At 69.2% G+C, this 23,380-nt stretch carries 16 protein-coding genes and 1 pseudogene; 7 read left to right on the top strand and 10 right to left on the bottom strand.

The genetic code is table 11. The annotated features are described in order from the left end of the window. Positions 1 to 23: 23 nt before the first annotated feature. The gene (locus tag AC07DF_RS37135) at positions 24 to 833 is read right to left on the bottom strand and encodes a M15 family metallopeptidase (protein ID WP_478981223.1); all 810 of its coding nucleotides are present in this window, start codon (positions 831 to 833) and stop codon (positions 24 to 26) included. A 129-nt stretch (positions 834 to 962) separates the two neighbouring features. Between AC07DF_RS37135 and AC07DF_RS37130 the strand changes: the two genes are divergently transcribed. The 5 genes from AC07DF_RS37130 to glpK all read left to right on the top strand — a co-directional run bounded on the left by AC07DF_RS37130 (position 963) and on the right by glpK (position 7,469). Further along, positions 963 to 1,388, top strand: coding sequence for a Zn-ribbon domain-containing OB-fold protein (locus AC07DF_RS37130; protein ID WP_478981259.1), 426 nt, complete (start codon positions 963 to 965; stop codon positions 1,386 to 1,388). After that, complete coding sequence (locus AC07DF_RS37125; RefSeq protein ID WP_478981221.1) at positions 1,385 to 2,575, top strand: lipid-transfer protein; 1,191 nt, start codon at positions 1,385 to 1,387, stop codon at positions 2,573 to 2,575. Before AC07DF_RS37130 ends, AC07DF_RS37125 begins: the two co-directional genes overlap by 4 nt. Positions 2,576 to 2,767: 192 nt before the next feature. Then, entirely contained in the window at positions 2,768 to 4,420 is a 1,653-nt protein-coding gene (locus AC07DF_RS37120; protein ID WP_478981257.1) for an EAL domain-containing protein, read from the top strand. Positions 4,421 to 5,134: 714 nt separating this feature from the next. Continuing rightward, on the top strand, positions 5,135 to 5,929 hold the full coding sequence (locus AC07DF_RS37115) for an MIP/aquaporin family protein (RefSeq protein WP_478981219.1): 795 nt from the start codon (positions 5,135 to 5,137) through the stop codon (positions 5,927 to 5,929). A 19-nt stretch (positions 5,930 to 5,948) separates the two neighbouring features. Continuing rightward, on the top strand, positions 5,949 to 7,469 hold the full coding sequence (glpK, locus tag AC07DF_RS37110; RefSeq protein WP_478981217.1) for a glycerol kinase GlpK: 1,521 nt from the start codon (positions 5,949 to 5,951) through the stop codon (positions 7,467 to 7,469). Between the two features lie 87 nt (positions 7,470 to 7,556). Here the strand turns inward: glpK and AC07DF_RS37105 are convergent, their stop codons facing one another. From AC07DF_RS37105 to AC07DF_RS37085, 5 genes are read right to left on the bottom strand one after another with little or no spacing between them, the layout of a single operon-like run. Continuing rightward, positions 7,557 to 8,162, bottom strand: coding sequence for a GTP-binding protein (locus AC07DF_RS37105; RefSeq protein WP_478981215.1), 606 nt, complete (start codon positions 8,160 to 8,162; stop codon positions 7,557 to 7,559). Continuing rightward, a complete protein-coding gene (locus AC07DF_RS37100; RefSeq protein ID WP_478981213.1) occupies positions 8,143 to 11,793 on the bottom strand; it encodes a hydantoinase B/oxoprolinase family protein in 3,651 nt (1,216 codons plus the stop codon). The genes AC07DF_RS37105 and AC07DF_RS37100 overlap by 20 nt, the downstream gene beginning before the upstream one ends. 24 nt (positions 11,794 to 11,817) lie before the next feature. Then, positions 11,818 to 12,213, bottom strand: coding sequence for a DUF742 domain-containing protein (locus AC07DF_RS37095; protein WP_184597042.1), 396 nt, complete (start codon positions 12,211 to 12,213; stop codon positions 11,818 to 11,820). A 9-nt stretch (positions 12,214 to 12,222) separates the two neighbouring features. After that, entirely contained in the window at positions 12,223 to 12,657 is a 435-nt protein-coding gene (locus tag AC07DF_RS37090) for a roadblock/LC7 domain-containing protein (protein WP_030247150.1), read from the bottom strand. Further along, positions 12,654 to 15,737: a sensor histidine kinase gene (locus tag AC07DF_RS37085; RefSeq protein ID WP_478981210.1), complete on the bottom strand. Its 3,084-nt coding sequence runs from the start codon at positions 15,735 to 15,737 to the stop codon at positions 12,654 to 12,656. The genes AC07DF_RS37090 and AC07DF_RS37085 overlap by 4 nt, the downstream gene beginning before the upstream one ends. A 420-nt stretch (positions 15,738 to 16,157) precedes the next feature. Between AC07DF_RS37085 and AC07DF_RS37080 the strand changes: the two genes are divergently transcribed. Next, positions 16,158 to 16,721 carry a hypothetical protein gene (locus AC07DF_RS37080; RefSeq protein WP_478981208.1) on the top strand — a complete coding sequence of 188 codons (564 nt, stop codon included), beginning with the start codon at positions 16,158 to 16,160 and terminating at the stop codon, positions 16,719 to 16,721. Between the two features lie 1,254 nt (positions 16,722 to 17,975). On the opposite strand, the gene AC07DF_RS37075 is transcribed toward AC07DF_RS37080, so the two are convergent. The 3 genes from AC07DF_RS37075 to AC07DF_RS37065 all read right to left on the bottom strand — a co-directional run bounded on the left by AC07DF_RS37075 (position 17,976) and on the right by AC07DF_RS37065 (position 22,133). Beyond that, positions 17,976 to 18,500 (bottom strand): hypothetical protein, encoded by a 525-nt coding sequence (locus AC07DF_RS37075; RefSeq protein WP_478981206.1) that lies wholly within the window; start codon positions 18,498 to 18,500, stop codon positions 17,976 to 17,978. 358 nt (positions 18,501 to 18,858) lie between these two features. Next, a complete protein-coding gene (locus tag AC07DF_RS37070; RefSeq protein WP_478981204.1) occupies positions 18,859 to 21,378 on the bottom strand; it encodes an ABC transporter permease in 2,520 nt (839 codons plus the stop codon). Further along, a complete protein-coding gene (locus AC07DF_RS37065) occupies positions 21,378 to 22,133 on the bottom strand; it encodes an ABC transporter ATP-binding protein (protein ID WP_478981202.1) in 756 nt (251 codons plus the stop codon). Before AC07DF_RS37065 ends, AC07DF_RS37070 begins: the two co-directional genes overlap by 1 nt. A gap of 99 nt (positions 22,134 to 22,232) precedes the next feature. Between AC07DF_RS37065 and AC07DF_RS37060 the strand changes: the two are divergent. Continuing rightward, positions 22,233 to 22,552 (top strand): annotated as a pseudogene (locus AC07DF_RS37060) (serine hydrolase domain-containing protein); the annotation flags it as partial. On the opposite strand, the gene AC07DF_RS37055 reads toward AC07DF_RS37060, so the two are convergent. Then, entirely contained in the window at positions 22,524 to 22,886 is a 363-nt protein-coding gene (locus AC07DF_RS37055) for a recombinase family protein (protein ID WP_478981200.1), read from the bottom strand. The pseudogene AC07DF_RS37060 and the gene AC07DF_RS37055 sit on opposite strands and share 29 nt — an antisense overlap. Positions 22,887 to 23,380 lie beyond the last annotated feature (494 nt).

Here is a 23,380-nt window from a genome sequence, read left to right as displayed (position 1 = left end):
AGAGGGCGTCTCGGGCAGGCGGCTCAATGGGCGCCGGTGAGCGACTTCCTGGACACGGGGAAGTCGAAGTAGGTGTCCGGGTAGGGCTCGGGCTTGTAGGTGTAGTGCCACCACTCCTCTGCCAGGTTCACGAAGCCGAGGCCCTCCAGGGTGTTCTTGAGCAGTAGCCGGTTGGCGCGCTGCTGGCCCTGGACGCGCGGGTCGAGGGTGTGCGACAGGGTGTCGAAACAGTCGAAGCCGGTCCCCATGTCGATCGAGTTGTCGGGGAACCGCTCGTCCTTCGGCGCGAAGCACGGCACGAGGGGCTCTTGGGGGTGGTATGGCCGGGTCGGCTTCGCCGGCAGCCTCACCAGGGTGACGTCCAGGGTCGATCCGCGGCTGTGGCCGGACTTCTCGGCGATGTAGCCGTCGGCGAACAGCCGGGTCTTGTCGACGTTCGGGTAGAACTCGCCCTTCATCGCCTCGTCGTCGAGGTCCTCGGCCCAGCGAACGAAGTGGTCCACCGCGCGCTGCGGCCGGTAGCAGTCGTACACCTTGAGTGTGTAGCCCTGGCGCAGGAGCTTCCTCTGGGCCTTGTGGAGGGCTTGTGCGGCGGGGCGGGTGAGGATGCAGGTCGGCTGGAGGTAGCCGTCGATGCGCTCGCCGACGAAGTTGTGCGGAGTGACGTAGCGCACCTCCTGGATGATCGTCGGGTCCACGCTTCGCAGTGCCACGAAGTCCTTCGGCGCCTTGGGCTCGGTCTTGGCCTGGGCGGTCGCGGTGGAGGCAGTCGCTGCCAGCAAGGCGGCGAGCACCGTGATGAGGCCGCGTGCCACGGTGGTGGGTCGTGTCATGGCCCTTGCGTCTACCAGGAGATGGCCCCGCCGGGGAAGGGATGCCCAATTCCGGAATGCCGTGGCAAACTTCTGACGTTCCGTCAGATCCGGTTGCGGGGAGGGACTGTGTCGCGTTCACGAACACCTGTGGTGGCGGGGTGGTTCGCCGGGGACGGTGACGCCTTCCGGCTGCTCGGCACGCGCTGTGCGGGGTGCGCGTCGGTCTTCTTCCCGCGTGAGGACCACCACTGCCGCAACCCATTCTGCACCGGCGCGGAGTTGGAAGAGATCGCGCTGTCGCGAAGGGGGCGCGTCTGGTCGTACACGGACAGCCGGTATCGGCCGCCGTCACCCTATGTGAGCGATCCGGAACTTCCGTGGAAGCCGTGCGCGTTGATCGCTGTGGAGCTGGAGGCCGAGCGGATCGTGGTGCTGGGACAGGCGGCTCCCGGGGTCACCGTCGCGGACCTGACGGTGGGTATGGAGGCGGAGGTCGTGCCCGGAGTGCTCCATGAGGACGCGGAGACGACCTGGACGACGTGGCACTGGCGGCCGACGGGGGTGAAGGCATGACAGAAGAGGTGGCGGTGCTCGGAGCGGGCATGCACCCGTGGGGCAAGTGGGGGCGGAGCTTCGTCGAGTACGGCGTCGCGGCGGCCCGGGGGGCGCTCGCCGACGCCGGACTGGACTGGCGGGACATCGGCTCGATCATCGGGGCGGACACCGTGCGGGGCGGCTATCCGGGATATGTCGCCGGAGCGACGTTCGCGAAAGCACTGGGCTGGCAAGGAGCCCGGGTCACGAGCGTGTACGCGGCGTGCGCCTCCGGGGCGCAGGCCGTCGACGCCGCACGGGCCCAGATACTCTCCGGGCTCGCCGACGCGGTGCTCGTGGTGGGAGCCGATGCCGCTCCCAAGGGATTCTTCCGCCCTGCGGGCGGGGACCGGCCCGACGATCCCGACTGGCTGCGCTTCCGGATCCTCGGGGCGACCAACCCGGTGTACTTCGGGTTGTACGCCCGGCGGCGCATGGCGCTGTACGGCGACACGACGGATGACTTCGCGCAGGTGAAGGTGAAGAACGCGGCGATGGGCGCGCTGAACCCCAAGGCGCGCTACCGCAGCCCGGTCACCGCCGAGGAGGTCGCCGCCTCCGCTGTCGTCGCCGATCCGCTGCGGCTGCTCGACATCTGTGCGACGTCCGACGGCGGCGCCGCGGTGGTGCTCTCGAGCATGGAGTTCGCGCGGCGGCACGGGCATGCGGAGCCGGTGCGGATCCGGGCCGTGGCGACGGTGACGCCGCGTTACCCGAACACCGTGCTGGACCTGCCGGACATCGCCACGGACTCCACGGTGGCGGTGGATCCGCCCGGCGAGACGTTCCGGAGGTCGATCGCCCGGGCGGCCTACGAGGAGGCGGGAGTGGGACCGGAGGACCTGTCCCTGGCCGAGGTCTACGACCTGTCCACGGCGCTCGAGTTGCAGTGGTACGAGGATTTGGGGCTGTGCGGCGAGGGCGAGGCCGTGAATCCGCTGCGGGACGGGGCGACGGCACTGGGCGGGCGAATACCGGTGAACGTCAGCGGCGGACTGGCCTCCTTCGGCGAGGCGGTGCCGGCGCAGGCGATCGCCCAGGTGTGTGAGCTGGCCTGGCAGTTGAGGGGCGAGGCGGGTGACCGGCAGGTCGCTGGGGCGCGCGTGGGTATCAGTGCGAATCAAGGGCTGTTCGGACACGGGTCGGCGGTGATCGCGGTGCGGTGATCACGAGCACCGTGATCATGGTGCTGGAGCAGGCGCGCTGAGCCGGGGAAGTGGGCCGCGGTGCCGGCGCGGGTGGGCTGGTCGTGCGGCCGCGACGGGCTCGGTCATACGCTGTGTGACCGCGCCGGAATCCTGCGTGAACGTCTCATGAACTGCGCTTGGGGGTGCGCCGGTGGAGTCATCATGCTTCCCGTGCACTCCTGGACGGATACTCTCCGCTTCGCCTTCCAGCCGGTGGTCAATCTGACGACCGGAGCGGTCGCGGGGCTGGAGATACTTGCCCGCCCGGAGACCGGCGACATCCTGGCCGAGGCCCGGCGGGATCCCGAGCTCGACTGCCGACTGGCGGTGTCGGCGGTCCGCGCGGCGGTGCGCAAGGAGACCCTGCTTCCACTGTTCGTCAACGTGTTCGCCGGCACCCTCGCCGACCTCGGCGGCCTCCCTTCACTGCACGCCGCCGTGCGCGAGGCGGGGCGGCTGCCGTGGGAGGTCACGATCGACGTCTGTCCGCCGTACACGCACGTGCCGCAGCAGGCGCTGCTGGACGCGGTGGCCGCGCTGCGCGCACAGGGCTTCCGGATCTGCGCGGACGGCGTCGGGGACGGGGACGTGCCCTTGCGGCTGCTCTCGGACATCACGCCCGGCCTGGTGAAGCTGGACGCGTCGCTGCTGGCTCGGCCGGCCGTGGTCCGGTCGATGCGGACGCTGTGCGACGAACTGGGCGCTCTCCTGGCCGTCGAGGGCGTGGAGACCGAAGGGCAGTGCGCGGCGGCGCTGACGGCCGGGGCGCAGCTGGCACAGGGTGAGCTGTTCGCGCCGCCGGCGCGGCTGCCCGCCGCGGACGTCTACGTTCCGCCCCGCTCCCCCGCCGATCCGGCCGTGCCACGGTCCGGGCCGTCGGTGCGGGAGTTCGTGCGGCCGGCGGCGCTGCTGCCCGCGGCGGCGTCCGCCGGGCAGGTGCGGGCCCTGCTGACCGGGTCGCCGGACGTGTCAGGGGTGCTGCTCGTGGACCCCGCGGGCGTGCCGGTCCGGTCGGTGCACCGGTCCCGCTTCCTGCTGTCGATGTCGGGGCGCTACGGGCACGCCCTGTACGCCGACCGGCCCGCTGCGAAGCTCGGCGACCCGCCGCGGACGGTGGGCGTCGGCGCCACCGCCTGGGAGGTCCTGGACGTGGTGGCGGTCGGCGGGCGGGACCGTACGTCGGACGACGTGGCCGTCGTGGACGAGTCCGGGCGGTGTGTGGGGGTCGTGCGGCTCGCGGACCTGGTGCGAGCGCTGGCCGAGACACGAGTAGAGGAAGCGGCGGGGCTCAATCCGCTGACGCGTCTGCCCGGCTCGGACGCGATCACCGGTGAGGTGGACCGGCGGATCGCGGCCGGGCGGCCCTTCGCGCTCAGCTGGCTGGACGTCGATCACTTCAAGCAGGTCAACGACGGGGCCGGCTTCGCGGCGGGGGACGAGCTGATCCGGGCGGTCGGACGGGCGCTGCAGCAGGCCGCGGCGGACAGCGCGCGGGTGGGGCACATCGGTGGGGACGACTTCCTGGTGCTCGCCGATCCGGAGGGTCTCGATCCGCTGGCCGCTTCTGTGCTGGACGCCCCTTGGTCGGCGGGGGGCCGGCCGGTCACGTTGTCGCTCGCCACGGTGCTCTGCGCGCCGGGCACCGTAACGGACCACCGGCAGGCGGCGGCCTGCCTGGCACCGTTGAAGAAGGCGGCGAAGTCGTTGCGCGGGGCGAGTTGGGTGCTGGGCCGGGCGGGCCTGCCAGGGCACGAGACCCGCCGGGGCGCCGAGCCGGCATCGGCGGCTGCGGGGTGTGGGGTGGCGGAGCCCGGTGGGGGCTGAGGGGCGGCGCCCGAGCCACTCAAGGGGGGGAGGACCGAGAGGCAGGTACCGGGCTGTGAGGGGTCCGTACGGCCGCTCGTGGCGGCTCTGGCGCTGTCGTGCGACGGGAGCCCGATCGGGGCGGCGACCCGCCCGGCTGGGGCCGACACGGAGGCCGCAAAGCCGTGCGTGACTCGTGCGGTTGAGAACCCGCCAGGTCAGGTGGATGCTGGTGGCTAGCAAGCGAGGAGTCAGGTGCGGCTGGGCTGGCGCCGACGGCGGAGCTCAGCGGTGGCCGGACACCACCACCAGAGCCCCGCGCGGCTCACCCAGGCCGCGCGAGGACCCCGACCAGATCTGAACAAAGACCCGACCGGGCGCCGTCAGGCCGTGCAACCGGCCACCCGGCCCGGCAGGAGCCCGGCCGCCGTCACAGGGCCGCCAACCATTGCGGTCGGCGACCTTGACGCCCCTTGGGTGCCGGTGAACACTTCCGGTGTCAGTCGACATCGCCGTACATTCTCGGCGTATTCCGGCACTGCGGCGCGTGGGCGCGCCTGCGCCAAGGCCCATTCCTCCACGGGCGATTCGGCTGCGACGGCACGCTCGTCACGGATGCCGGGCGGGACACGGGATCGCGGGATCTCCCTGCATTCGGCTGAAGTCGCCACGGGAAACGCACCCTGCACGTGAGGACCGGGGCGGACCGTCCCGGACCACGGCCTAGGAGCCGCCATGACTAACGGAGATATCTTCTTCGGCGAGATGATCGGCACGGCGATCCTGATCCTGTTCGGTGCCGGCGTGTGTGCCGCCGTCACCCTCAGATTCTCGAAAGCACGGGCCTCCGGGTGGATCGTGATCGCGTTCGGCTGGGGCTTCGGCGTGCTGGCCGGCGCGTACACCGCCGCTCCCCTCTCCGGAGGGGTCATCAACCCGGCCGTCACCTTCGGTCTCGCCGTCGACACCGGCGTATGGAGCAAGGTCTGGGTTTATCTGCTGGGCCAGATCACCGGCGCCATGATCGGTGCGATCCTGTGCTATCTCGTGTACTACGCCCAGTTCGCGGCCAACGTGCGGCAGACGGGAACCACTGAGGGCACGGCGGACGAACCGGTTCCGACGCTCGGCATCTTCTCCACGATCCCGGAGATCCGGAACCCGATCGCCAACCTGATCACCGAGATCCTCGCCACCATCGCCCTGGTGTTGCCCATCCTCGCCCTGGTCGGTCAGGACAGGCACGTGGAGGGCATCGGCATCGGCCTGATCCCGGGCGGCGGCGGCATCTACGGGTCCGGTATCGCGATCCTGCTGGTGTCCCTCCTGGTCGTCGGTATCGGTCTGTCCCTGGGTGGTCCCACCGGTTACGCCATCAACCCGGCACGTGACCTCGGCCCGCGCATCATCCACGCCCTCCTGCCCATCCCGAACAAGGGCACCTCCGACTGGGGCTACTCGTGGATCCCCATCGTCGGCCCACTGATCGGCGGACTGCTCGGCGGTGTCATCTACAACGCAGCCTTCTGAACCAGCCCAAGGGGTAGCCATGACGGACAACGCAGAAAAGTACGTTGCCGCAATCGACCAGGGCACCACATCGAGCCGCTGCATCGTCTTCAACCAGGACGGCGGGATCGTCGCCGTGGACCAGCGCGAACACCGCCAGATCTTTCCCAAACCGGGCTGGGTGGAGCACGACGCCACCGAGATCTGGTCCAAGGTGCAGGCAGTCGTCGCGGGAGCGCTCGCCAAAGCCGGTCTGCGGGCCGACCAACTGAGCGCGATGGGCATCACCAACCAGCGCGAGACGACCCTCCTGTGGGACCGGGCGACCGGCAAACCGGTGCATAACGCCATCGTGTGGCAGGACACGCGGACAGCGGCGCTGTGCAACCAGCTGGGCGGTTCGGACGGGCAGGACCGTTTCCGCGAGCAGACGGGTCTGCCGCTGGCCACCTACTTCTCGGGGCCCAAGGCGGCCTGGCTGCTCGACAACGTGCCCGAACTCCGTGCGCGTGCCGAGCGCGGTGAGATCGCCTTCGGGACGATGGACTCCTGGCTGATCTGGAACCTCACCGGCGGCACGGACGGCGGGCAGCACGTCACCGACGTGACCAATGCCGGGCGCACCATGCTGATGAACCTGGGGACCCTCCAGTGGGACCCCTCGATCCTCTCGGCGATGAACATCCCCGAGGCCATGCTGCCGGAGATCCGGTCCTCCTCCGAGGTGTACGGCACCGCCGTCGGCCAGCTCGCCGGCGTGCCCGTGGCCTCCGCACTGGGCGACCAGCAGGCCGCCGTGTTCGGGCAGGCCTGCTACGACGTGGGCACCGCCAAGAACACGTACGGCACGGGAAGCTTCCTGCTGCTCAACACCGGCGACCGCCCGGTGCCGTCGAAGAGCGGACTGCTGACGACGATGGGGTACAAGATCGGCACCGAGGCGCCGGTCTACTGCTTGGAGGGCGCGATCGCCATCACGGGCGCGCTGGTCCAGTGGTTCCGCGACCAGCTCGGCATCATCCGGACCGCCGACGAGATCGAGCCCCTGGCGGCGAGCGTGGAGGACAACGGCGGCGCGTACATCGTGCCGGCGTTCTCGGGCCTGTTCGCGCCGTACTGGCGCTCCGACGCGCGTGGCGTGGTCACCGGGCTGACCCGGTACGTCACGAAGGCGCACCTCGCGCGTGCGGTGCTGGAGGCGACGAGCTGGCAGACGCGTGAGGTCGTCGACGCCATGTACCAGGACTCGGGGGTGCACATCACCACCCTGAAGGTCGACGGCGGCATGACGAAGAACAACCTGCTCATGCAGCACCAGGCGGACGTGCTCGATGTTCCGGTGGTGCGGCCCAAGGTCTCCGAGACGACCTGCCTGGGCGCCGCGTACGCGGCCGGTCTGGCCACCGGGGTGTGGAACGACCTGGACGAGCTCAAGGCGCACTGGCAGAAGGACGTCGAGTGGACGCCTTCGATGGAGGCGTCGGTGCGGGACCGCGAGTACCACAACTGGCGCAAGGCCGTGGAGAAGAGCTTCGGCTGGGAGGAGGGCGGCGAGAGCTGACCACGCGCGCGTGGGCATTGTTCTCCGGAGGGCGGCCCGTGCCCAGGTCGGTGGGGGTGCGGGCCGCGCCGGTGAGCCGGGCATGCGTCAGGTGGTCACCGTGTGGCGTTCGCCAGCCGCGTGTGCCATGGCGTGCTGGACGACACCGATGAGTGTCTCCTTGACCGACTCGCGGTCGCGGGCGTCGGTCATCAGGAGCGGTACGTCGTCGTCGAGGTCGAGGGCCTGGCGGACGTCCTCGATCGGGTAACGCGGGGCGCCCTCGAAGCAGTTGACGCCGACCAGGAAGGGTATCGAGCGCCGTTCGAAATAGTCGACGGCGGCGAAGCAGTCCTCGAGGCGGCGGGTGTCGGCGAGCACGACGGCACCGAGAGCGCCTTCGGAGAGCTCGTCCCACATGAACCAGAACCGCTCCTGGCCGGGCGTGCCGAAGAGGTACAGCACCAGGTCCTCTCGGAGAGTGATGCGGCCGAAGTCCATGGCCACGGTCGTGGTGTGCTTGCCTTCCACGCCGCTGGTGTCGTCGACCGGGCGGCCTGCCTCGGTGAGCAGTTCCTCGGTGCGCAGCGGCCTGATCTCGCTGACCGCGCCGACGAGCGTGGTCTTGCCCACGCCAAAGCCGCCGGCCACCAGGATCTTGAGCGTGACGGGCTCGACCGGAGGCTTGCCGCGCTCAGAACGCCCGAAGATCATCGATCTCTTCTCCTGCTTGATGGGGGTCGGGCGACGGCTGGCCGTAGCCTCCGCCGCCTGGGGTTTCGATGACGAGCACGTCGCCGGCGGCGACGTCCGCGGAGTCACTGCCGCCGAGTTCGGTCACCGTGCCGTCGGCGTGTTCGATCCGGTTGGTGCCGAGAGCGCCCGGCTCACCACCCGCCATGCCGTACGGGGGGACACGGCGGTGCTGGGACAGCGTGGAGACGGTCATGGGCTCCAGGAGGCGGAGGCGGCGCACGGCGCCGTCCCCGCCTCGCCACCGGCCGGCACCGCCGCTGCCGGGCCGTACCGCGAATTCCTCGAGGCGCACGGGCAGCCGCCACTCCAGGATCTCGGGGTCGGTGAGGCGTGAGTTGGTCATGTGGGTCTGGACGACGGGGGCACCGGGGAAGCCGTCGCCCGCGCCGGAGCCCGAGGCGACGGTCTCGTAGTACTGGTGGCGTTCGTTCCCGAAGGTCACGTTGTTCATGGTCCCGGAGCCCTCGGCCTGGACACCGAGCGCGGCGTAGAGGGCACCGGTGACGGCCTGGGAGGTCTCCACGTTGCCGGCGACGACGGCGGCCGGCGGCTCGGGGGCGAGCAGGGAGCCGGGCGGTACGACGATGCTCAGGGGGCGCAGGCACCCGTCGTTGAGGGGGATCTCGTCGGCTACGAGGGTGCGGAAGACGTACAGGACGGCCGCGTTGACGACCGAGAAGGGCGCGTTGAAGTTGGTGGGCAGCTGCGCCGACGTGCCGGTGAAGTCGATGGTGGCCGCACGGTTCTCGCGGTCCACGCGCACGCGTACGCGGATGACGGCGCCCGAGTCGGTCTCGTAGGCGTAGTCGCCGTCGTCGAGGGCTTCGATGACGCGGCGTACGGCCTCTTCGGCGTTGTCCTGGACGTGCCGCATGTAGGCCTGGACGACGTCGAGGCCGAAGTCGTCGATCATGCGGCCGACCTCGTCGACACCCTTCCGGTTGGCGGCGATCTGGGCTCGCAGGTCGGCGAGGTTGGTCTTCGGATTACGGGAGGGGTACGGCGCTTCGGTGAGGAGGCGGAGGGTCTCGTCCTCGCGGAAGCGCCCGTCCTCGGCGAGCAGCCAGTTGTCGAAGAGGACGCCCTCCTCCTCGATGGTGCGGCTGCCGGCGGGCATCGAGCCGGGGGCGATACCGCCGATCTCGGCGTGGTGGCCGCGTGAAGCGACGTAGAAGAGGATCTCCGGGTCACTCTCCGTGACGCCCGATGGTGCGGCATCGAAGACCGGGGTGATCACGGTGACGTCGGGCAGATGGGTGCCGCCGTGGTACGGGTCGTTGACGGCGTAGGTGTCGCCCGGGCGCATGCGGGAGCCGCGCCGGCGGATGACCTCTTTGATGCTCGTGCCCATCGAGCCCAGGTGGACGGGGATGTGCGGGGCGTTGGCCACCAGGTTTCCGTCGGGGTCGAACAGGGCGCAGGAGAAGTCCAGGCGCTCTTTGATGTTGACGGACTGGGCCGTGGACTCGAGGCGGGCGCCCATCTGTTCGGCGATGGACATGAAGAGGTTGTTGAAGACCTCAAGCAGCACCGGGTCGACTTTCGTGTCGAGATCGGAACTCTGCGTAATCGCGGCGCGTTCCATGACCAGATGCCCGTCGTCGGTCGCCGCGGCCTGCCAGCCGTCGTCGACGACGGTCGTCGCACCGGCTTCGCTGATGATCGCCGGGCCGGTGATGGTGTCGCCGGGGGGAAGGCCCTCGCGGCGGTGGAGGGGTACGTCGTGCCAGGCGCCGCCCGTGTGGAGGCGGACGGTGCGGGGCGCCGCGAGGCTGCCGCCGGTGGTGGCTTCGTAAGGGGCGAGGGCGGAGAGATCGGGGGGTTCTGTGATGCCGGTGGCTTCGACGGAGAGGGCTTCGACGACGATCGGTCGTTCGAGCGTGAAGGAGTACGTGGCGCGATGACGTTCTTCGAAGGCGTGCCGCATCGTGTCGGGCTCGGTCAGCTCGACGGTGAGGGTGGTGTCGGTGCCGTCGTAGCGGAGCTGCGCGCGGCGGGTGATCTCGATGTGTTCCTCGGGGACGTCCTCGGCGCGGAGTTCGGCGCGGGCCGCCGCTTCCAGATCTTCGGCGGTCTTGCGGACGCCCGGCATGGAGGCGGGTTCCAGGGGCGCCTCGACGGACTGTTCGCGCATGGCGGTGGTGTCGGCGAGGCCGATGCCGAGTGCAGAGAGGACACCGGCCATGGGCGGCACGAGGACGGTGCGGATGCCGAGGGAGTCGGCGACCATGCAGGCGTGCTGGCCGCCGGCACCGCCGAACGTGGTGAGGGCGTAGCGGGTGACGTCGTGGCCCTTCTGGACGGAGATCCGCTTCACGGCCGACGCGATGTTCGCGACGGCGATCTGCAGGTACCCCTCGGCGACCTGCTCCGGGGTGCGGTCGTCGCCGGTCTGCTCGCGGATCTCGCGCGCGAGGGCGGTGAAGCGGTCCCGGACGAGGGTTTCGTCGAGGGACTCGTCGCCGTTCGCGCCGAACACCTTCGGGAAGTGGGCGGGCTGGATGCGGCCGAGAAGGACATTGGCGTCGGTGACGGCGAGTGGGCCGCCGCCCCGGTAGCAGGCGGGCCCGGGGTCCGCGCCCGCCGAGTCCGGCCCTACGCGGTAGCGGGAGCCGTCGAAGTGCAGGACCGAGCCCCCGCCGGCCGCGACGGTGTGAATGTCGAGCATGGGTGCGCGCAGCCGGACGCCGGCGATCTGGCTGGTGAAAACCCGTTCGTACTCGCCCGCGAAGTGGGAGACGTCGGTGGACGTGCCACCCATGTCGAACCCGATGACGCGGTCGAAGCCTGCCAGCTGCGACATGCGGGCCATGCCGACGATGCCACCGGCCGGCCCGGACAGGATGGCGTCCTTCCCGCGGAACTGCCCGGCCTCGGTGAGACCGCCGTTGGACTGCATGAACATCAGCCGTACGCCTTCGAGTTCGTCGGCGACGTGGCGGACGTAGCGGCGCAGTACGGGCGAGAGGTAGGCGTCGACGACGGCGGTGTCCCCTCGGGGGACGAGTTTCATCAGGGGGCTGGCCTCGCTGGAGAGCGAGATCTGCGGGAAGCCGATGCGGGCGGCGAGTTCCCCGACGGCCTGTTCGTGGGCGGGGTGGAGGTGGCTGTGCATACAGACCACGGCCACGGCCCGGATCCCGTCGTCGTACGCCTCCTGGAGGGGCCCGGCGAGGGTGTCGAGGCCGGGCTCGAGCAGCACCGTGCCGTCGGCGGCGATGCGCTCGTCGACCTCGACGACTCGTTCGTACAACAGCTCGGGCAGGTCGATGCGGCGGGCGAAGATGCTAGGGCGGTTCTGGTAGGCGATGCGCAGGGCGTCGCGGAAGCCACGGGTGATGACCAGCAGGGTGCGCTCGCCCTTGCGCTCCAGGAGGGCGTTGGTGGCGACCGTGGTCCCCATGCGCACGGTTTCGACGGGGTCGCCCGAGTCGGCCAGCAGGGTGCGGACTGCCTCGACCGCCGCGTCGGCGTAACGGGCCGGGTTGTCCGACAGGAGCTTGTGCGTGAGCAGCCGGCCGTCCGGGCGTCTCGCGACGACGTCGGTGAAGGTGCCGCCCCGGTCGACCCAGAACTGCCAGCCAGTCACGTCACTACCCCGCTTCCGCGCTGCTCACAGCGCCCGGAGGCCGTTGATCACGTCGCGCAGAATACTCTCGTCCGGCAGTTCGGCAGGGGGTACGGGCCGGTTCACATGGACGAATTCCGAGTCCACGAGATCTCCGACAAGGACCCGTACCACCCCGATCGGCAGGTCGAGTTCCGCTGCGAGTTCGGCGACCGACTGCGGGACGTCACGGCACAGCTCGACGATGTCCACGTGCTCCGGGGAGAGCATGTGGTCGGCTTCCGGGTCGTCCGCCTGCGGTTCCGTGACGACGACCGCGATCAGGTCCAGGCGGTGCTGGCCCTGGCTGCTGGTGCGGCCGCGTGTCATGGCGTACGGACGGACGACCGGTCCGGCTTCGTCGTCGAACCAGTGGCTTCTTCCCTGACCGTCAGCGCTCATGTCATCCCACTACCCGCCTGCGGGCAGATCGGTGCGCGGAGCGGCACCCAGATGTACGCCCACCCGCTTCACGAGGAGCGTCATCTCGTAGGCGACCTGGCCGACGTCCGAGTCGGCGTCCGAGAGGACGGCGAGGCAGCTGCCGTCACCGGCGGCGGTCACGAACAGGAAGGCGTCGTCGAGCTCGACGACGGTCTGGCGGACGTTGCCGGCCTCGAAGTGGCGTCCCACACCCTTGGCGAGGCTGTGGAACCCGGAGGCGACGGCCGCCAGGTGCTCGCTGTCCTCCCTGGTCAGGTCCCTGGACACGCCCGTCGGCAAACCGTCGCCGGAGAGCACGAGGGCCTTGCGGATGCTCGCGACGCGGTCCACCAGGTCGTCGAGGAGCCAGTTCAGCTCCCCCTTGATGGTCGCGGTGTGGCCGGTCGCCTTCGGTGCGGTCATCGACCGTCCCCCTCTGTCGTTCCTTGTCGTGCTGCGCCGCTGTGGGCGGCATCGCCCGCGGCGTTCTCGTCACGGCCGCGCTGCCAGCCGCGCTGGAGCGAGGCCATGCGACTGCGTACTTCCTCGGCGTCGCGTTCGACGGGCTCGGCCTTGTCCTCCGTACGCGGCTCGGTTCCCCGCTTCAGCTGCGGCGCCAGGTTGGCCTGCCGAACGCGCCGGGGCAGCGGCGTGGTGCCGGAGCCGGCCCCCCGCAGCGGGGCACCGGGCACCCATCCGGTTTCCTGTGGGGCGGGGCCGGAGCCGGTCTCATGGCGCATGGGCCCGCCAGTGTTCCCCGGCGCGGGGCCGGAGCGGCGGTCGGGTGTGTCCGGGCCGCTGGACGCGATCTCCGCGCGGCGGGTGCGCTTGGGCAGAGCGGGCGGTTCCGACCGGTCGCCGTCGGCACTGCCGGGCGTGGCCGGGGATTCGGTGTGGTCGGCGGCGCGGCCGGCCGCGCCGATGGCGGGACGAGCGGATTCCGCCCCCCGGCGACGGGCCGGCAGCGGCGGGGGTGCCTCGGTTTGCGCCTCGTCGCGCCGGGTGCCGGTCGAGGAGTCGTCGGTACGGCGCCGGACCGGAAGCGCGTGCTCCGGCCCGGGCCGGCCCACGGCCCGGCCGCCCGCGGACTCCTCGCCCCGGCGGCGCGACGAGAGCGAGGATGCGGCCCCCGATTCCGCTCGGTCGGCGGCCGTGGTGGGTTCCTCGTCGGTCTTCCCTCGGCGGGGGCGCTGGTCGGTGACCGGGCGCCCGTGCGAGCTGACCAGCTTGGGAGTGTGGCGGCGGGTCGGGACGGCCGGAGCGTCAAGCTCGTCTCCGGTGTCGGTCCGGTCCCGTCCGCTGCGGGCGTCGCTCTGCTGCTGCGGATCGGGGCGGCCGGCTGTCTCGTCCTGGGCGCGGGTGAGGGAGTGGCGGGAGCGGAACAGAGCGCCGTGTTCACCGCTCTCGTCCTCGAGGGAGCCGGGGAACCCGCTGATGGCGTCCAGGTCCACCGGGGCCTCCAGCTCGACCGGGCCGTCCAGAAGGGAGGCGGGCAGGCCCGGACGCTGTGCGGGCGTCTGGGACAGGGCGGCACGGCGGCTGTCCTGCGGCTCGGCCTCGCCGGCCAGCCGGGGGCGGTCGAGGCGGAAGCCGATGCCGTTCGTGTCCGGGATGTCGTCCGTCAGCAGCGCGTCGGGGATGAAGACGACGGCGGTCGTTCCTCCGTACGGGGAGGGCTGCAGGGAGACCCGGACGTTCTGTCGCTGGGCGAGCCGGCTGACCACGAACAGGCCGAGCCGGTCGGTGTCGGACAGCTCGAACTCCGGCGTCTCGGCGAGCCGGAGGTTGGCGTCCAGGAGCGCTTCGGCGGCCATTCCGAGGCCGCGGTCGTGGATCTCCAGGGTGAAGCCGTTGGCGACCCGCTCGCCCAGGACCTGGACGGCGGTGTGCGGAGGCGAGAAGACGGTGGCGTTCTCCAGGAGTTCGGCCACGAGATGGGTGAGGTCGGCGACGGCCGGGCCGGTGACGGCGATCCGCGGAAGGCGGCGGACCTCGATGCGCTCGTAGTCCTCGACCTCGGCGACGGCGGCCCGTACGACGTCCATGAGCTGGACGGGCTTGCGCCACTGGCGGGAGGGGGCGGCGCCGGAGAGGATCACGAGGCCCTCGGCGTGCCGGCGCATGCGGGTGGTCAGGTGGTCGAGGCGGAACAGGTCGGCGAGTTCTTCCGTGTCCTCGGTCCGGCGCTCCATGGCGTCCAGCAGGGTGAGCTGCCGGTGGAGCAGGACCTGGCTGCGGCGCGCGAGGTTGACGAAGACCTCGGAGACGCCGGCGCGCAGCTCGGCCTGTTTGACGGCGGCTTCGACGGCGGCGCGCTGCAGGGTGTTGAGGGCCTGGCCGACCTCGCCCATCTCGTTCTTGTCGTACTCGAGGTGCGGGACCTCGGTCTCGACGTCGACCTGCTCGCCCGCGGAGAGCCGGCGCATCACGCTGGGCAGTCGCACCCCGGACGCCTCGTGGGCCTCCAGGCGCAGCTGCCGCAGATCGCGAATGAGGGTGCGGCCGACGCGCACGGACAGGAAGAGGGAGACGAGGAGCGCGAGCAGGCCGAGTACGCCGGCGATGACCGCCTTGGCGATGACGCCCATGGCCACCGGGTCGACGCGGTCCTGGTAGCGGTCGTTGGCCTGGTCGTTGAGGGTGCCGAGCTCGTCGAGCACGTTCCCGGCGGCGCTGTCCCAGCTCTTCGCGGAGACACCGCGGGGAGCGCCGGACCCGGAGGAGACGGCCGCTTCCTCGGCCACGCGCAGCGGAGCGGAGGAGGCGTTCTTCCAGAAGCTCTGGTAGCGATCGCGCTCCGCGACGGGCAGCAGCGGGAGGTTGGCGTCGTACATCAGGCTGCGCTGGGCCACGAGGTCGGAGATGTCGCGCTCTTCGGAGTGGGAGATCTCGCCGACGATCAGGGCGGAGCCGAGGAGGGCGTCCTCACGGGAGAGAAGTTCGCGGGCGCGGGCGAGATTGACCAGCGCGCGGTACTGCTTGTCCAGTTCCACGTTGTCGACCACGTGCAGGTTGGCCAGGAGGACGTAACACGGGTCGACCAGCCGGTTGTAGAGGTCGAGGGCCTGAGAACGGTTGACGGTGCCGTCCTCGACACTGCTACGCAGCGACTCGATGCCTTCGAAGGCGTCGAGGACGGCGGTCAGCCGTTCGTCGGTGCCCTCGCCCATCGCGTCGCGCACGTCAGGATTCCGCGCGTTGTCGCGGATGCCGTCGACGGCTTTGTCGGTGGCGGCCCGGCTGCGCCGGAGCGCTGCGAGCCCGTCCGAGGCGCGGGGGTCGGCGAGGTAGACGAGGGTCTGGCGGCGTTCCTCCTGGAGGACGCGGACGGTGTCCTCGATGGGGTAGGCGATCTTCTCCACCACGGACGACACGTTGAACAGGTCGGCCGCCTCACGCCCCGTGAGCACCGTGGCGAAGGCCCAGATCGCGCTCAGGGACACCAGCGGCACGAGAAGCAGCGCCACGATCTTCCGGCGGATGGACTTCCCGCGAAAGCGCATGGCCTCCCCCAGCTCGGGCCCCCGGCCTACCGGGGGTACACATGTGCGTCAACAAACGGCGCGAGCCTACTACCGACCCACAGGGAACTCGAAGACCGGTCCGGAAGGTGAACTTCCGCGCCAGCCACGAGCCATGGGGAGTTGTCCGGGCATTGCGGGAGTTGTCTCCCCGAAACCGAGGGCGGCAGGGCGGGCCGATCGCCGTGACATGCCAGGGCGGTTGGCTGAAATTTTTCGGTTCCTGGGAATCTTCATGACGGGTTGTTCGTCCTTCTCTACGGGAGTTGGGGGCGGAATCGGCCACAGGAGCCGCATCCCGCACCTGGGCGGCGTAAAACAGCGCAAGCCGGGCAGCCACTGGGGAACACGGGTCTTCGGATGCGAGCGAGCGGTCTGCTGGCGGTGGGGAGTGACACGTTGATGGGCACGGCGGAGCGGCACGGGACGCCCAGGACTGGTGGGGCGCATGTGCCGGGGCATCGGAATCGCGAGGCGACTGATCGCGACAATCCGGCCGACGAGGCGGGGACGGGGGCCCACGAAAGAGAAGCCCTGGCTCACCAGGTGGGCCGCGGCGTACGCGAGCAGCGGGACACTCGGCCCCTGTGGGTCGAGGAGCCGGCACGGCGACGGCGGTTGCCGGATCCGGTACGGACGGCGGCCGTGCGGGCGGTGCTCCTCATAGCCTTGACGCTGATCCAGGCGATGGTGGCCTTCCTGTGCACGATGGCCGGGTCCTGGCTGGCGTTCCCCATGGTGATCAGCAGCGTGGTCAGCACGATCGCGGCCACCTGGGGAGCCCTCGACGTGTGGGTGACGCGTCAGGTCTGGAACCAACGCCATGGCGTGGTTTCCATGCCCAGCAGCACAGCACGCGCCCTGCGCCGCGAACGGCGTCGGGCCCGACGGCAGGCACGCGCGGCCGTACGAGCCCAGGGGCGGATAGGCCGACGGGGCGGGGCGGGGCAGTTGTCCCACTCGTGAGGAGTGAGGGCCGGGTAATCCCGGCGAGGCGTCCGGACCTTGGGGCGGATGCCCGACCGGATGACCTTGCCGGTGTTCCTCACCGTGCGGCGGACTGTACCCGCTACTCCCTCGCGCCCCGAGCGAGTTGGTGTCGCGCCCACGGGTGAGTCCCTCGCGCAGGGTATGGGCGGTATCGAGGGTCGTGGCGTGTGTACACCGGTGAAGGTGTCGCCGGGGAGAGGGCGGGCCGAGGGTGTAGGCGAGGGTGCGGTGACCGGGCCGGGCGCCGACCCGCTCCAGCTCCGTACGGACGTGGCCGGCACAGGTCTCGGAGAAGAGGTCATGCAGGCGGGCATCGGTGTGTGCGGCGACACCGATGTGCAGCTGGGCGTTCTCGACCCCGAGGACGAGGTGTACCGCCGGATCGGACTGCACGACGCTGTGGGTGCCCACAGACACGCTGTGCCAGCCCCCGCGAGGCGCCAACCGCACCCGGCCGTCGGCGTCGGTGGCCGGGTGGTCGTAGTCGACCAGCGCCGCCTTCACCTCCGCTTCCGCGTTCCCTTCCGGGGTCTGGCACTGCGGGCACAGGTAGGCCGCGAGGCGCCCATCCTCGTGCACGGTGTTCCACTGGTTCTCGTCAGAGACGCCCGGCCACCAGGCCCGGGTTTCCCTGTCAAGTCTGAGCGTGTTGCGAACCTTCTCCGCAGATACCTTCCGGCCTCAGCCTGAGACTCCAGACTTGCTCAAGAACTGTAACTACTACATGGAAGCGACGGTGATGGGCAGACCGCCGAACTCACCAACGGCTCCCGGCTCCCGGCTCCCGGCTCCCGGCTCCCGGCTCCCGGCTCCCGGCTCCCGGCTCCCGGCTCCCGGCTCCCGGCTCCCGGCTCCCGGCTCCACGATGCCCGAAGGCCGTCGTCCGCTGTCGGTCTCCTTGGCCTACTGACCGAACACCACCTCGGCCGCCTCCAAGTCGGGCCACCTGCAACTCGATCTCGGTCTAGCTCACGGAACATGCGGGTCGAACGGGTTTCCCGGTTGGCCGGGGCATGAAGGCGGGGCGTCTTGGTACCTCGGGGGTGCGAACCTCACCGAGTGGCCCAAGGAGGCCCCGTTGTCCTATGTGTACTCGGTCACGCCCGTTGACTTCAACTCGCCCGCCGTGTCGTGCGATTGTCTCGCGCACGTGTACGGCAACGCGGCCGATCATCCGGACTACGAGACCATGACGGCCACCAGCGAGGCGATGATCCGCTGGTCGCATGATCACGCGGATGAGCCGTCGGCTGGCGCGGACACCAGCCGCCGTCCGGCACTGAACATCCCCGACGGCTCCTGGAGCAACCATCCCCGCTCACCCAGGCGTTTCGCCTTCGAGCGGACCCCCTCGACCCTCGCCGGCACGGACGCATCGAGCCCGAGGGCCGCCGCGATGTCCTTGGCCCGCATCGCCTCGCCGCCCGGCCGGTCCTGCAGCACCCGCACGATCCGCTGATAGTCCTCCGAGAGCACCGAGACCGCAAGGTCCTCCCGCCAGAACGGCACGACCGCCCCCGCAACCGGCCCGGGCACCGCCTCCCGCCCGCCCCCGGCCTCCGCCACAGCAATGTTCTCCGCGACGGAGACGGCCAGCGCCTCGACGAGCTCCTCGCGGGCGATCACCCGGCGGTCCAGCTCGATCTCGCCGGCCTCCAGCGCCGCGACCGCACGAGCCGCCTCCTCCCGCAGCACCTCCACCCGCTCACGCGCAGCAACCTCACGCGCTAACAGCAAAGCCAACATCGACGTCATCGCGCACCCCTCTGCGACCAGGCGGAAACAGGACGCCCGCCCCCTTCCTCCCCCCGAGCGAAACCATGCCTGACCAGCAAGAACTCAACGATCACGTTCGGTTGAGATACAGCTTCTCAGCCCCGACAGGCGGGGTCCGCCATGCGGGCGAAAAGCTCGCGGCGCCGGCCGGAGACGCCGTGTGCCTCGCTGGTGGGCAGGGCCTGCGCGCGGAGGGCGCAGGCAGGTGAAGTCGGCCCGAAGCGCGGTCCCGTCTTTCGATCGAGCCGTTTTGTATGTTCGTCCCAGCCTTACCCTGCGGCCCTTCCTAAGCTCTGCAACTGCTCGGGGAGGTATACGTCACCGCGAAATGCTTAATTCAGTCACTAACGGCCACGGCTTCGACGGGTCGCGACCGCGTCGCGACCCACGCGGGAATGGTGACTGAAATGATCCCCAGCCCGACAGCGCCAAGTACTGCCGTGGCGTAGACAGCAGGAGGACCGGTGGGGAGGCGCGAGTTCATCGTGGCAAGACTGTACGGGACCGTCGTACCAGCTGCTGCAGCCGACCCGGCCAGAATTCCGATAAAGGCTATGAGAAGTCCTTCTATTCCGACCATGCGCATGATCTGCCAGCGTGTGACACCGACGAGCTGCTGCAACCCGAATTCCCGGCGCCGACGAATCGTACTCATGACGAGAGTGTTGGAGACTGCCACGACTACGAAGCCGATCATCATGGCCACCGCAAGATAGTTCACCCAAGCTGTGACGTCATCGCTGACGGCTTGGTCTTCGATCAAGTTCTCGCGGTTCCCCACTGTTACCGGGGCATCCTTTAGCGTGGCCTGGAGCCGGCTCACCACTTCCTCGTCACTTACTCCGGGAGCAGCCTTCACCAGAACCTTTTGAGCTGCGCCCAGGGTCGTGTGCTCGGCAAGCAAAGAGGAAGGCAGGACGATTTGTTCGTAGCCCTCCCGCTGGTCCAGCGTCGCCACGATAGGCGTCGTGACATCACGGCCGTCTCCGAGCCGAAGGGTGACTTCGTCGCCTACTTTTCTATTCATTTTTTCGGCCGTAACGTCGGGTAGGGCCACGCTCGCGCCCTCCGCCAACTTCTTGAGGTCACCCTCGACTACTCGTGCTGCACTCAGCTCCTCGGCAGCCTGGCCGTCAAGACCCACGGCCGGTATTCCAGTCCGTTTCTGATTGCCGAGGAAAGGAGACATGACGAACACGGAGCTGGTGACGTAGTCGGATGCCTGGGCCACCCCCTTGGTTCGCTGGATCTGCTGGAGCGTATCCGCTGAGACACCCGTGGGCGATGCAACGACGGCACTAGCGCGCAGATCATCGGCGAACGCCGTCTGCGAGACAGCCTTCTGTGTTGTCTGCAGATAGATATTCGCGGTGGTGACACCGACTGCCAGCACGATAGGAATGACAGCACTGGCCACGCGGATGGCGGATGTACGAGTGTTGGCCAGCGCAAGCCATCCGGGAACCCCTGTCAGGACCTGGACGGGCTTACGCAGCAAGAGTTCCGCGACTTGGACTACGACGGGGCTGATCATGGCAATGCCTACGCACCACAACAGTACGACCGGGCCGGCCATGGCTACCATTTCCGGGCCGGTGACCACCGCCGAAGCGAGGAAAATAAACACGCCCCCGCCAACAAAACAGACAAGCGCGCCTATGATCCTGAAGCGACTGACCCCACGCTGGGTCATTTCCGACTCCAGGAGGGCTTCTGTGGGCTTGACCGCTGTGACTCTGCGAGCTGCAATCAGTGCTGCGCCGATCATAGCCAAGACTGTGCTGACAGCGGCGGCGGCCATAGGCACTACGCCCTGGTGATACTGGATGACTTCGTCAACGACTCCTACATGAACGAGTTGATCGAAGACCGCACTGCCCAGCAGTTTCCCGGTTGCCATGGCCGCGGCAATAGCGACCACGCCAATGGTCACGGCCTCGCCTATGATCATGCGCCGGACTTGTCCCGGAGTTGCTCCGATGGACCGGAGCATAGCCATTTCCTTCTGACGCTGCCGCAAGGAAAGAACCAGAGTATTGGCCACGACGAACAGCGAAATAGCGATAGCCGTCCCACCGGACGCGAAGAATGGCGGGCTGAGGCGCTCGGCAGCAGCAATCTGCTGCGGAAACTCGGCTTCACCGCGGGCGTCCCCGGTCAACACGCTGACGGTATCGCCGAGTTCATCTTGGATGGCTTTGGGATCACCGTCCGCGTAGACCCCGAAAGCGTCTACCTGGCCTGAATGGTCATAAAGTCGGGCAGCGTCCGAATCGTTGAAGAAGACGTCTGCCGACTCGGATATGTCCTGTGACGTTGTAGCGACACCTGCCACGCGGAAGTGCTCGATGGTGCCCTGCACGGCAAGCTCGACGCTGTCCCCGGGGTGGATACCGCGAGCGATGGAGGTGTCGAGGACCACTTCACCTGTTTGCGGCGCACGACCATCCCGCAGCTTGTAGGGAGTCAAACCGGCTGACTCCCAGCTGTGCCCAATCAGGTCGGTATTCCCGTAGCGGGCAGGGAAACTCACGTAGGGGATGACGGAGCGCACTCCGTCCACACCTGATATCGCATCGGCCAAGTCGCGGTCGAGGTGAACTCGCTCAGCCAGGGTGACGCTGCGTGTCCGTTTTTTGTCGCCGGCTGGGTCCCTCTTGGCGATCTCGAATTTTTGTTCACCTGCGACGACCATGGGAGCAGCGGCGAGGCGCTGAGGGGGTGCTTCGGAACGCAGGCTTGTCTCGACAAGCCCGCCGCAGGCAGCGATCAGCACAGCACCCAGATAGGCGGCAATGAGCGTTGCCACGAAGGTGCCTGCGCGGTGCCGCAGGCTGTGTAGCGCCAGGGAGAACATTAGCGCTCCTCTGTGGCGGGCCGGGAAGTCCAGGCGCCCAGATGTGTCATGCGATGAGCGACTTCTTCGGAAGTCGGCGAGGACATCTCATCGGCTACTCGTCCGTCGGCCAGGAAGACGACCCTGTCGGCATAGGAAGCAGCGACGGGATCGTGCGTCACCATGATCACCGTGAGTTGTTCTTCTTCGACCGACTCATGCAGAAGGCCCAGAACCTCGGCTGCCGATGCCGTATCAAGCGCGCCGGTGGGCTCGTCCGCGAACACGACCGCGGGTCGTGTCACCAAGGCGCGGGCCACGGCCACACGCTGCTGCTGGCCTCCGGAGAGCTGTGCGGGGCGGTGACGTCGCCTTTCCGTCAATCCCACCCGCTCCAATGCGTGATCGATTCGCCTTGTGTCCGGCCGTGTCCCGGCCAGCCGCAAAGGCAGGGCGACATTCTGCTCCACTGTCAGGGCCGGCAAGAGATTGAAAGCCTGGAATACGAAGCCCACCTGGGCGCGTCGGAACCGAGCAAGTTGTGTCTCGGACAACTTGCTGACGTCATGGCCGGCCAACTCGACCACCCCGGATGTCGGATTCTCAAGGCCCGCAGCGCAATGCAGGAACGTGCTCTTGCCGGACCCCGACGGGCCCATAACTGCGGTGAACTCTCCGCTGCTGAACTTTGCATCGATCCCGTCCAGAGCGGTGACGGAACCGTAATGCTTGCGTACCGAAGCCAACCGAACAGCTTCAGATTTCTCATTTCGCATAAGACTCATGCTCCAGCATGGTCGCGACCTGCAGCTATGCAGTCAGCCACCGGACAGGGGGTGTAGCTAGCGCCACCGTTAATTGGGGTGGCAACTCCCCGCCTGCTGGACGGCGTGTGCGGCATCGCGGGCGTCTTCACCGTCATGGACGACCTCGCCGTGTTCCTGCGCTACATGCTCGATGCGTCCACCGCCTGCGTCGAGGCCGGATGCGGAGCCGACTGGAGTGCCCACTCCCTGGCCATCCGCACCGGTCGGCTCCAGCCCGCCCGAGGCCTGTTCTGGCACCCGGCCCCCGACACCACCACCGAGCAGGACATCTGGGTCCACTACGGGTTCACCGGCAGCGGCATGTGGATCTCCCCACTCAGGGCCGGTGGGCCGTTCTGCTCACCAACAAGATCTGCTACACCCGCGACCCTTCTCGAACCGGAGCCCGCTCCATGCGGCGAAGACGTGGAAGACAAGCCTGCCGCCCGGGGGCGTGGTGTCGAGGTTCTCGTGCAGCGAGGTGAAGCCAATCTCTCGCCTACGGAGTTCGGCGACCATGCTGATGAGGCCCTGGAGGCTGCGGCCGTAGCGGTCGAGGGAGGGGACCACGAGGGTGTCGCCGGCGTCGAGGAAGGCGTGGCACGCCTTCAGTTCCGGGCGCAGGTCGGTCTTGCCGGACTTCTTGTCGGAGAAGATCTTGCGGCATTCGGCGGCGGTGAGTGCGTCGATCTGCCGTTCGAGCTTCTGCCCGCCGGTCGACACCCGCGCGTACCCGATCTTGAACTCGGTGCGGACGAGCGGTTCGGCGACGAGGAGTTCGGGATAGCCGGACCCTCGCCCGGTGATCTTCAGAAAACGACGGTCTTTTGAAGATCCGGCTGACGGTCAGGCGTCCCGGAGAGCGGTACGGATGCTGTCCGCGACCGTCGGGGCGAATGCGTCCAGCAGGTGCGGGCTCATCTGCGGGGAGAAGAGAACCATCATCTCGCCGTGGTCTCCGTCGGTGCAGGCCGCGTGATCCTCGACCACCAAGGAGCCGGTCGGGGGGGAGTGAGGCGGTGGCGGGCCGGACCTGGGCAGCGGGCCCGCTGGCGCACCCGCTGAACCGCTTCGCGGAGCCCGCAGCGACGAGGCCCGGGGCGGCGCGGGGCGCGGACCGGCTACGGCTACGGCTACGGCTACGGCTACGGCTACGGCTACGGCTACGGCTACGGCTACGGCTACGGCTACGGCTACGGCTACGGCTACGGCTACGG

It is taken from the genome of Streptomyces sp. NPDC044719 (genome assembly GCF_056433405.1).
The sequence above is the reverse complement of the archived record's forward strand: the minus strand, read 5'-3'. Positions and strand labels throughout refer to the sequence as shown.